Source organism: Acidovorax sp. (assembly GCF_047607405.1).
Taxonomy (GTDB): Bacteria; Pseudomonadota; Gammaproteobacteria; order Burkholderiales; family Burkholderiaceae_C; genus Acidovorax.
In genome coordinates, this window is record NZ_JASGDA010000049.1 from 1 (window position 1) to 7,452 (window position 7,452).

9 protein-coding genes and 1 pseudogene are annotated in these 7,452 nt (G+C 68.0%); 9 read left to right on the forward strand and 1 reads right to left on the reverse strand.

Annotation, left to right across the window (positions count from 1 at the left end; genetic code table 11):
• Nucleotides 1–129 precede the first annotated feature (129 nt).
• Nucleotides 130–726: an NADPH-dependent FMN reductase gene (locus QM569_RS06145; RefSeq protein ID WP_414986344.1), complete on the reverse strand. Its 597-nt coding sequence runs from the start codon at nucleotides 724–726 to the stop codon at nucleotides 130–132.
• 121 nt (nucleotides 727–847) lie between these two features.
• On the opposite strand from QM569_RS06145, the gene mnmG reads away from it, so the two are divergent.
• The 9 genes and pseudogenes from mnmG to QM569_RS06190 all read left to right on the forward strand — a co-directional run.
• A complete protein-coding gene (gene mnmG / locus QM569_RS06150) occupies nucleotides 848–2,791 on the forward strand; it encodes a tRNA uridine-5-carboxymethylaminomethyl(34) synthesis enzyme MnmG (RefSeq protein WP_414986345.1) in 1,944 nt (647 codons plus the stop codon).
• Nucleotides 2,788–3,423 carry a 16S rRNA (guanine(527)-N(7))-methyltransferase RsmG gene (rsmG, locus tag QM569_RS06155; protein WP_414986346.1) on the forward strand — a complete coding sequence of 212 codons (636 nt, stop codon included), beginning with the start codon at nucleotides 2,788–2,790 and terminating at the stop codon, nucleotides 3,421–3,423. Before mnmG ends, rsmG begins: the two co-directional genes overlap by 4 nt.
• A 32-nt stretch (nucleotides 3,424–3,455) precedes the next feature.
• A complete protein-coding gene (locus QM569_RS06160; protein WP_414986347.1) occupies nucleotides 3,456–4,070 on the forward strand; it encodes a LysE family transporter in 615 nt (204 codons plus the stop codon).
• A gap of 3 nt (nucleotides 4,071–4,073) precedes the next feature.
• Nucleotides 4,074–4,844, forward strand: a complete 771-nt coding sequence (locus tag QM569_RS06165) for a ParA family protein (protein ID WP_414986348.1) — start codon at nucleotides 4,074–4,076, stop codon at nucleotides 4,842–4,844.
• Between the two features lie 57 nt (nucleotides 4,845–4,901).
• Complete coding sequence (locus tag QM569_RS06170; protein ID WP_414986349.1) at nucleotides 4,902–5,447, forward strand: RBBP9/YdeN family alpha/beta hydrolase; 546 nt, start codon at nucleotides 4,902–4,904, stop codon at nucleotides 5,445–5,447.
• A gap of 19 nt (nucleotides 5,448–5,466) precedes the next feature.
• On the forward strand, nucleotides 5,467–5,772 hold the full coding sequence (locus QM569_RS06175; protein WP_414986350.1) for a CopG family ribbon-helix-helix protein: 306 nt from the start codon (nucleotides 5,467–5,469) through the stop codon (nucleotides 5,770–5,772).
• Entirely contained in the window at nucleotides 5,773–6,075 is a 303-nt protein-coding gene (locus tag QM569_RS06180) for a type II toxin-antitoxin system RelE/ParE family toxin (protein ID WP_414986351.1), read from the forward strand.
• Nucleotides 6,076–6,080: 5 nt separating this feature from the next.
• Nucleotides 6,081–7,061 (forward strand): ParB/RepB/Spo0J family partition protein, encoded by a 981-nt coding sequence (locus QM569_RS06185; RefSeq protein ID WP_414986352.1) that lies wholly within the window; start codon nucleotides 6,081–6,083, stop codon nucleotides 7,059–7,061.
• Nucleotides 7,062–7,064: 3 nt separating this feature from the next.
• A pseudogene (locus tag QM569_RS06190) lies at nucleotides 7,065–7,452 on the forward strand (class I SAM-dependent methyltransferase); the annotation flags it as partial.

Genomic DNA, 7,452 nt, shown 5'->3' on the forward strand with positions numbered 1-7,452 from the left:
CTATCGCATGGCGCTCCATCTCGCTCAGTTGTTCGTAGGTGTTCTTTGTCATGGGAGTCTCAATTCTGAAGGGGTGTTGCACTTCAGATTTGAGGCCGCCAAGCGCTGGAGGCCGATTTGATATAAATTTCAGGGCGTTTGCAGCCGCGCACTGGCCCAGAGCACCTGACTCACCACGGCGTGTACGCGATCACGGTGCGCCTGCTGCACCAGCGCGCCATGGTCGTCGAACGCGCTGCCCGCCTGCCCGAGCGCGAAAGCCTGGGGCGCCAGCCAGCAGCCCAGGTTGATGAGCAGCGGCGCCAGGTGGCTTTGCGACCGCAGCCCGCCCAAGGCGCCCGGCGACGCGCTGAGCATGCCCACCACCTTGCCGCGAAACGGTCGGGTGCCGTCCTGCCAGTCGGCGTGGCCCTTCACGGGGCTGGACGCCCAGTCGATGGTGTTCTTGAGCAGCGCGGTGTAGCTGCCGTTGTATTCGGGCGAGCAGATGATCCAGGCGGGGTGCCGCCACAGCGTGTCCTTGAGCCGCACCACGTCGGCAGGCGTGCCCCGGGCTTCGAGGTCGGCGTTGTACAGCGGGATGTCGAAGTCCGACAGCTCCATCAGCGTGACGCTCGCGCCCGCATCGCGCGCGATGTCGGCGGCGGCGCGGGCCAGTTGGCGGTTGAAGGACTGCTGGCGGGTGCTGCCCGCGAAGACGAGGAGGGAGGGGGTGGTTGGGGTCATGGGCGGATTGGAGCACAGGCGGCGGGCAGGATTCCTGCGGGGTTTCACGTGAAACACACGCTCCCGTCGGCAAAGTGGGAAAATCGCGGGTTCCCCTAGCTGCGCCCCGGAGCCCCATCCCATGTTGTACCCCCAGGAATTTGACGTCATCGTCGTCGGCGGTGGCCACGCCGGCACCGAGGCCGCGCTGGCCGCCGCCCGCATGGGCTGCCGTACGCTGCTGCTCACCCACAACATCGAGACGCTGGGCCAGATGAGTTGCAACCCCAGCATCGGCGGCATCGGCAAGGGCCACCTGGTGAAAGAGGTGGACGCGCTGGGCGGGGCGATGGCGCTGGCCGCCGACGAGGGCGGCATCCAGTTTCGCATCCTCAACAGCAGCAAGGGCCCTGCGGTGCGCGCCACGCGGGCGCAGGCGGACCGCATTCTGTACAAGGCCGCCATCCGCCGCATGCTGGAGAATCAGCCGAACCTGTGGCTGTTCCAGCAGGCGGTGGACGATTTGATGGTGGATGGCGACCGCGTGGCAGGGGCCGTCACGCAGGTGGGTATCACCTTCCGCAGCCGCACGGTGGTGCTGACGGCGGGCACCTTCCTGGATGGCAAGATCCACGTGGGCCTGAACAACTACGCGGCAGGCCGGGCAGGGGACCCGCCCGCCGCGTCGCTCTCCGCTCGGCTCAAGGAATTGAAGCTGCCGCAAGGCCGCCTGAAAACCGGCACGCCGCCGCGCATCGACGGGCGCAGCATCGACTTTTCCAAGTGCGAGGAACAGCCCGGCGACCTCGACCCTGTGCCCGTGTTCAGCTTCATGGGCAATGCGGCCATGCACCCGCGCCAGGTGCCGTGCTGGATCACCCACACCAACGAGCGCACGCACGACATCATCCGCAGCGGCTTTGACCGCAGCCCCATGTTCACCGGCAAGATCGAGGGCGTGGGGCCGCGCTACTGCCCCAGCGTGGAAGACAAGATCAACCGCTTTGCCGACAAGGAAAGCCACCAGATCTTCCTGGAGCCCGAGGGCCTGACTACGCACGAGTATTACCCCAACGGCATCAGCACCAGCCTGCCATTCGACATCCAGTACGACCTGGTGCGCAGCATGCCGGGGCTGGAGAACGCCCACATCCTGCGACCCGGCTACGCCATCGAATACGACTACTTCGACCCGCGCTCGCTCAAGAGCAGCTTCGAGACGCGGCAGATCGGCGGCCTGTTCTTCGCGGGCCAGATCAACGGCACCACGGGCTATGAAGAGGCTGCGGCCCAGGGCCTGTTCGCGGGCATCAACGCCGCGCTGCAGTGCCGGGGTGAAGCGCCCTGGCTGCCCGGGCGCGACGAAGCCTACTTGGGCGTGCTGGTGGACGACCTCATCACCAAGGGCGTGACCGAGCCCTACCGCATGTTCACCAGCCGCGCCGAGTTCCGCCTGCAACTGCGCGAAGACAACGCCGACATGCGCCTGACCGAAGCCGGGCGGCGCATGGGCCTGATCGACGACGCCCGCTGGGACGCCTTTAGCCGCAAGCGCGACGCTGTTTCACGTGAAACCGAGCGCCTGAAGTCCACCTGGGTCAACCCGCGCAACCTGCCCGCCAGCGAATCCGAGCGCGTGCTGGGCAAGGCCATCGAGCACGAGTACAACCTGTTCGAACTGCTGCGCCGCCCGGACGTGAGCTATGCCAGCCTGGTGTCGCTGGACGGCGGCAAGTACCGGTCCGCCGATGTTTCACGTGAAACCCTGGGCGCGCTGGCCGAGCCCGTGCTGGAGCAGGTGGAAATCGCCGCCAAGTACGCGGGCTACATCGACCGCCAGAAGGGCGAGGTGGAGCGCGCCGCGCATTTCGAGAAGCTGCGCCTGCCCGAAGACCTGGACTACCTGCAGGTGACGGCCCTGTCCATCGAGGTGCGGCAAAAGCTGCAGAAGCACCGGCCCGAGACCTTGGGCCAGGCGTCGCGTATCTCGGGCGTCACGCCTGTCGCCATCTCGCTGCTGCTGGTGCATTTGAAGAAGGGCGGCTTCAAGGGCTTCGCGCCGCAGGCCGAAAGCGCCGCTGCATGAACATCGAAGCCCAACTGCGCCAGGGCGTGCAAGCCCTCGGCCTGGAACTGGCTGATGGGCAGATCGCCCAACTGCTCGACTTCCTGGCCCTGCTGCAAAAGTGGAACAAGGTCTATAACCTGACGGCCGTGCGTGACCCGCAGGAGATGCTGACGCACCACCTGCTCGACAGCCTCGCCGCCGTCCCGCCATTGCGCAGGCACCTGGCGGGGCAGGGCGCCCGCCTGCTGGACGTGGGCTCCGGCGGCGGCCTGCCCGGCGTGGTGTTTGCCATCTGCTGCCCCCATGTGGATGTGCATTGCGTGGACACCGTGGCCAAGAAGGCTGCCTTCATCCAGCAGGCCGCCGCCACGCTCAAGCTGCCCAACCTGCACGGCATCCACGCCCGTGTGGAAACACTGCCCGGCCCCTTCGACGTGGTGAGCTGCCGCGCCTTCGCGGCGCTGCCCGACTTCACCGCCTGGTCGCGCCAGGCCCTCGCGCCGCACGCCGTCTGGCTGGCGATGAAGGGCAAGCTCCCGCAGGACGAGATCGCCGCGCTGCCCGCCGACGTGCGGGTGTTCCACGTGGAACAGCTCGCCGTGCCGGGGCTGGATGCGGAGCGCTGCATCGTCTGGATGCGGCCCGCTTAAACTCACCGCTTCATCCCACCAGGGCCTCACCCATGTTCGGCATCGCAGACTACGGCGCCTTCATCGCCGCCATCATCCTGTTCCTCGCCATCCCCGGCCCTGGCAACCTGGCGCTCATCACGTCCACCAGCAAGGGCGGCATCCGGGGTGGGCTGGCCGCCACCCTGGGCGTGATCGCGGGCGACCAGGTGCTCATGTGGCTGGCTGTGGCGGGCGTGGCCGCGCTGCTCACTGCCTACCCGACCGCCTTCCATGCCGTGCAATGGCTCGGCGCGGGCTATCTGGCGTGGCTGGGCTTCAAGATGCTCACGGCCAAGCCGGGCGATGCGCCCGTCATCAACATCCAGCCGCGCCACTATTTCAGGCAGGCAGTATTCATCACCTTGCTCAACCCCAAGGCCATCGTGTTCTACATGGCGTTCTTCCCGTTGTTCGTGGACCCGGCGCGCCACTTGGGGCTGCTGACCTTCGGCGTGATGGCCGCCACGGTGGCGGCGTTGATGTTTGCCTACGGCCTCGTGGTCGTGCTGCTCACGCACTTCCTGGCCGAGCGCATGCGCGCCAACCCCCGCATCGGCCGCACGCTGGAGAAGCTGGCGGGCGTCTTCCTCATCGGCTTCGGCATCAAGCTGGCCATTTCCAAGTAAGCCATGGCCAAGATCTTTTGCATCGCCAACCAGAAGGGCGGGGTCGGCAAGACCACCACCACCGTCAACCTCGCTGCGGGCCTGGCCAAAATCGGCCAGCGCGTGCTGATGATCGACCTGGACCCGCAGGGCAACGCCACCATGGGCTCGGGCGTGGACAAGCGCAGCCTGGAGCTGACGGTCTATGACGTGCTGCTCGAATCCGCCTCGGTGAAGGAGGCCGCCACGCTGTCCGACAAGTGCGGCTACCACGTGCTGGGCGCCAACCGCGAGCTGGCCGGGGCCGAGGTGGAGCTGGTCGCGCTCGAACACCGCGACCAGCGCCTGAAAGCCGCCATCGCCGAGGTGGCCGCAGACTACGACTTCGTGCTCATCGACTGCCCGCCGTCCCTGTCCATGCTCACGCTCAACGGCCTGTGCTGCGCGCACGGCGTCATCGTGCCCATGCAGTGCGAGTACTTCGCGCTCGAAGGGCTGACCGACCTGGTCAACACCATCCGGCAGGTACATGCCAACCTCAACCCCGACCTGCAGATCATCGGCCTGCTGCGCGTCATGTTCGACCCGCGCATCACGTTGCAGCAGCAGGTGAGCGACCAGCTCAAGGGCCACTTTGGCGACAAGGTGTTCAACACCGTGATCCCGCGCAACGTGCGCCTGGCCGAAGCGCCCAGCTACGGCCTGCCCGGCGTGGTGTTCGACCCGGCGGCCAAGGGCAGCCAGGCGTTCGTCGAGTTCGCGCAGGAGATGGTGGCGCGCGTGGCAAATATGTAGCAAAAAGTGCCTCAAGCCCTTATCCATCAAGCACTTGCAGCTCATGAATTCATAGCAATGAACCCGTCCAATATCCTTCTCCTGCCCGGCTGGCAGAACTCCGGCCCCGGCCACTGGCAAAGCCGCTGGGAAGCCCTGCACGGCTACCGCCGCGTGGAGCAGCACGACTGGATGCGCCCGCTGCGCGGCGACTGGTCGGCGCGGCTGGAAGAAACGGTGGTGGACGCCGATGGCCCCGTGGTGCTGGTGGCGCACAGCCTGGGCTGCATCCTCGCGGCCTGGTGGGCGGCGCACACGGCCCACGCCCACCGCGTGTACGGTGCGCTGCTGGTGGCTCCGGGCGACGTGGAGCGGCCCGACCTGGCGCAGCAGATCCCGGGCTGGTCGCCCATCGCGCGCCAGCCGCTGCCGTTCCCTTCTGTGCTGGTGGGCAGCCGCGACGACCCGTACTGCGGCTTCGAGCGCGCGCAGGGCATGGCGCAATCCTGGGGTGCGCGCTTCATCGACTGCGGCGCGCACGGCCACATCAACGCCGAATCGGGCCTGGGCGACTGGCCCGAAGGGCGGGCGCTGCTGCTAGACTGGCTGGGTAGTCAAAGCTGACTACTTCTAAGGAGCCGCCATGTCCGCCACCGTAGCCACCAGCCTGAAGCTGCCCGCTGAACTCAAGGCCGCCATCGACGAAGACGCCCGCCGCCAGGGCATGACCAGCCATGCCTACATGGTGCGCACCCTGGCCGATGCGGTCGAGCGGGCGCGGCTGCGCGAGCGCTTTACGCAGGATGCGCTGGAGGCCGAGCAAGAGATGCGGGCCACGGGCCTGGGCCACGAGTGGGGGGACGTGCGCGCTTATTTCGCGCAGATGGCGGCGTTTCGCGCAGGTCAGGCCGAGCGGCCCGCGCCGCTGGTGCCGACGAAAGTGCTCTAGGTGGTTCGCCTTCTTCTGGCCTCGCAGGCGCACGAAGATCTGGTGCGCCTGGAGGAGTTTCTGTGGCAGGCGCGAGACCCGCTGGCTGCCGATTTGCTGGATTTTTTGCTCGACGGACTGAACGTGCTCACGCACCAGCCCGGCGTGGGCCGCCCATTGGCGCAGGGGCAGCGCGAACTCATCATCAGCCGGGGGCGGGGCGGGTATCTGGCCCGCTATGTGTATGACCTGGCACATCAGCGCGTTATCGTGCTGGGCATTCGTCACCAGCGCGAAGCGGGCTATACCGATACGGAAATGTAAAAACCATGGTCACCAAAAAACCCAAGGGCCTGGGGCGCGGCCTCGAAGCTCTCTTAGGCCCCAAGGTAGCGGACAAAGCCGAGCAGGCCCCCGCTGCCGAAGCAGGCGCACCCAGCACGCTGGCGCTCGACCAGCTCGTACCCGGCATCTACCAGCCCCGCACGCGCATGGACGAGGGCGCGCTGTACGAGCTGGCCGAGTCCATCAAGGCCCAGGGCATCATGCAGCCGATTCTTGTTCGTCGCTTGAGCGACGAACAAGGTCGGCTGCGCCGCCAGGAACGAACGTCGCAGGGGCCCTCCCCTGCGACGGCCCTCAGCGAAGGCCCTGTGTACGAGATCATCGCGGGCGAGCGGCGCTTTCGCGCTTCGCGCCTGGCCGGGCTGGCCGAGGTGCCGGTGCTGGTGCGCGACGTGCCCGACGAGTCCGCCGCCGCCATGGCGCTCATCGAGAACATCCAGCGCGAGGACCTGAACCCGCTGGAAGAAGCCCAGGGCCTGCAGCGCCTCGTCCGCGAGTTCGGCCTCACGCACGAGCAGGCCGCGCAGGCCGTGGGCCGCTCGCGCAGCGCGGCCAGCAACCTGCTGCGCCTGTTGAACCTGGCCGAGCCGGTGCAGACCATGCTGATGGCGGGCGACATCGACATGGGCCATGCGCGCGCGCTGCTCGCGCTGGACCGCGCCGCGCAGATCACGGCGGGCAACCAGATCGCGGCCAAGAAGCTGTCGGTGCGCGAGGCCGAGGCGCTGGTCAAGAAGATCGGCGCCGAGTTCAGCCTGGTGCCGCAAAAGCCCAAGAAGGAAAAGTCGCGCGACCTGCGCCGGGTCGAAGAAGAACTGTCCGACCTGCTCATGGCCGAGGTCGAGGTGCGCGTGAAGAAGCGCGTCAAGCGCAACGGCCGCGTGGAAGACATGGGCGAGGTGGCGATCCAGTTCGGCTCGCTCGAAGCGCTCAACGGCCTCATCGACAAGCTGCGCGGCGGCTGATCCATGGCGATGCCCTGGCCGCTGCCCGCCGTGCTGGCCTGGGCCGGGGCCTGGCTGGCGTTTGCCGCGCTGCGCCCCTTCGCGCCGCCGCTGGCCGCCGTGCTGCTGGGCTGCGCGGTGGGCGTGGCGGGCAGCGTGCTCGCGGCCACGTGGTGGCGGCGGGCGCTGGTGGCGCTGGGGTTTCCGCTGTCGCTGCTGCTGGCGGGCGGGGCGGTGCTGCCGGGCTGGGCGTGGCTGCTGCCGCTGGCGGTGCTGCTGCTGGTCTATCCGCTCAATGCCTGGCGCGACGCGCCGCTGTTTCCCACGCCGCGCGGGGCGCTGCGCGGGCTTGAAGCCGCAGCGCCGCTGCCGCCGGGCGCGGCGGTGCTCGATGCGGGCTGCGGCCTGGGCA